This window comes from Ureibacillus endophyticus (assembly GCF_003628435.1).
GTDB lineage: Bacteria > Bacillota > Bacilli > Bacillales_A > Planococcaceae > Ureibacillus > Ureibacillus endophyticus.
Genome location: NZ_RBZN01000097.1, coordinates 1 through 2742, shown reverse-complemented (window position 1 = coordinate 2742; position 2742 = coordinate 1). Strand labels below are relative to the sequence as shown.

At 37.8% G+C, this 2742-nt stretch carries 3 protein-coding genes; all 3 read left to right on the top strand.

Annotated features, from left to right (window positions below; translation table 11 throughout):
• Positions 1-447 precede the first annotated feature (447 nt).
• Genes panB through panD form a run of 3 tightly spaced genes read left to right on the top strand, consistent with a single transcriptional unit; the run spans position 448 to position 2524 of the window.
• Positions 448-1284, top strand: coding sequence for a 3-methyl-2-oxobutanoate hydroxymethyltransferase (gene panB / locus D8M03_RS17380; RefSeq protein WP_121216034.1), 837 nt, complete (start codon positions 448-450; stop codon positions 1282-1284).
• Between the two features lies 1 nt (position 1285).
• Positions 1286-2128, top strand: coding sequence for a pantoate--beta-alanine ligase (panC, locus tag D8M03_RS17375; protein ID WP_121216033.1), 843 nt, complete (start codon positions 1286-1288; stop codon positions 2126-2128).
• A 12-nt stretch (positions 2129-2140) separates the two neighbouring features.
• Positions 2141-2524 carry an aspartate 1-decarboxylase gene (gene panD, locus D8M03_RS17370; protein ID WP_121216032.1) on the top strand — a complete coding sequence of 128 codons (384 nt, stop codon included), beginning with the start codon at positions 2141-2143 and terminating at the stop codon, positions 2522-2524.
• The last annotated feature ends 218 nt before the right edge of the window (positions 2525-2742 follow it).

The window sequence follows — 2742 nt, the reverse complement described above, 5'->3', positions numbered from 1 at the left end:
AAAGAGCGCCTTCTCGTCGAAGTCTCCAGCGCGTGTCGAGCCTGAACGAGCCGCCTCCCGCATTTCTAATTGTCTAGCTGCGAACGCTAGCTCTTCGACAACTTCGGGGCAGTCTGCAAGGGCAAAGAGCGCACTTTTGCCAACCCCTCCAGTTGTTGTCAGAGCTGAGCGAGCGTTCTCCGCATTTCTTGCTAGAAAGTACTCTATTTTTCTAAAATACTATACGTTTTCTTTAAAAATTGTTATAGTTGTTTATGGACAGTATCGGATGAACTGTACCTTCATGCAGTAACTTTTTTACAAAAAAGATCTGCCCTGATCAATTAGACAGGGACGGAAGAAAACGTTGCGTTAAAATCTTTATTTTGTATGACGCTACCCTTCTGTCCATTTTGTGATAGAAGGGTATTTTTAATGTTTTCTTCTTACGATAAGGAGGAGAAAATAGTGAAAAGTACAACAGATTTTATAAAGATGAAAGAAAGGCAAGAAAAAATCGTGATGATTACTGCCTACGATTATCCTGCTGCGAAGTTTTCTGAAGAGGCAGAGGTGGATATGATTTTAGTAGGAGATTCACTCGGCATGGTAGTGTTAGGCTATGATTCTACTATGCCTGTTACAGTGGAAGATATGATTCATCACTCAAAGGCAGTACGTCGCGGAGCAAAGGATACATTTATTGTTGTTGATATGCCATTCGGTTCTTACCATGGTGATGTAAACGAAACCTTAAAAACTGCAGTAAGAATGATGCAAGAAACGGGAGCCAATGCATTAAAAGTAGAAGGTGCTGGAGAAGTACTAGAAGTTATTAAAAAACTTACAACTGCTGGCATTCCTGTTGTTGCTCATTTAGGATTACAACCACAACAATCGGGTGTACTAGGTGGTTATAAGGTTCAAGGTAAAACAGCTGAACAAGCTGAACAATTAATAAAAGAAGCAAAAGAAGTAGAAGCTGCTGGGGCATGTGCAGTTGTTTTAGAGTGTATTCCGCATCAACTGACAGCAGCTGTAACTGCTCAATTAACGATCCCAACAATCGGAATTGGTGCAGGTCCAGATGCGGATGGGCAAGTCCTAGTATTCCATGATTTATTACGCTATGGAAATCATCACATACCGAAGTTCGTTGAAAGTTTCTCATTTGTAGGTGACGAGGTAAATCGCGGTATTCGAGCATATACGAAAGCAGTAAAATGCAAAGCTTTCCCGACACTACGTCACAGCTTTACAATGAAGGAAGAGGAATTAACGCAAATTTATGGGGGCATCAAATAACATGCAAGTCGTTACAACAATCCAAGAACTTAAATCAATCATAAAAAATATAAAACAACATGGGAAAACAATCGGACTCGTGCCTACAATGGGTTATTTACATGAAGGGCATTTAACTTTAGCAAGTACATCAAAAAGCGAAAATGACTTCACAGTGATGAGTATTTTTGTTAATCCAACTCAATTTGGTCCAAATGAAGATTTTGAATCATATCCTCGTGATTTAGAACGAGATACAAAGTTAGCTGAGTCTGTCGGAGTCGATGTAATCTTTGCACCATCCGTTGAGGAAATGTATCCAACAAATGGAGGAATTGTAATACGCGCGGGAAGACAATCGGAAATTTTGTGTGGTGCATCAAGACCTGGTCACTTTGATGGAGTACTTCAAGTCGTAACGAAATTATTCCACTTGGCAGAACCTACGAGAGCATATTTTGGTCAAAAAGATGCTCAACAAGTAGCGATTATTCAAACATTAGTGAGAGATTTTAATTTCCCATTAGAAATTCGAACAGTTCCAATTGTACGTGAAGAAGATGGTCTTGCAAAATCTTCTCGAAATGTTTATTTATCTGAAGAAGATCGCCGACAAGCACCAGCGATTTACGAAGCATTACAAATCGCAAAGGAACATTTTTTATCAAGTGCAAATGTTGAAGAATCGATTCAATTAGCAGAAAACCATATAAATGAAAAAACATCTGGTAAGATTGATTATTTACAATTACTGTCTTATCCAGATTTAGCTGAAATCAAAAATGATACAGAACAGTTTTTAATAGCGGCTGCCGTATATATTGGAAAAACTAGATTAATAGATAACATAATATTTTTGAAATAAGGGGTAACGAATATGCTTAGAATGATGATGAATAGCAAAATCCACCGTGCACAAGTGACTCAAGCAGATTTAAACTATGTTGGTTCAATCACAATTGACCAAGATATTCTTGATGCAGTGGGGATGCTACCAAATGAAAAAGTACACATAGTGAACAATAATAATGGAGCACGTTTTGAAACCTATATCATTGCTGGTGAACGTGGCAGTGGTGTAATTTGTGTAAATGGTGCAGCAGCAAGACTAGTTCAAAAAGGTGACATCGTTATTATTATTTCTTACGTGTATGTGGACAACAATGAAGCTGCAAATCATAAGCCAACCGTTGCCATTATGGGTGAAAATAACACAATTAAAGAAATGATTAGCTACGAACCAGAAGCAACAGTACTATAAATTGAATATGTTAACAAATGTGAGGCATTCTATTGATTATTCAATAGAATGCCTTATTTTTGGTTAAATGAAAACCCCCTGCTATGCAGGGGGTTCCAAAAAGCTTTTAGCTATGGACAAAAAAAATACTCCAATCGTACAATAATATATGGTCTGGTCAACCAATTATGTACGAAAGGAGATCCATATGGATAATAAAAGTTTAGCACATACAACAT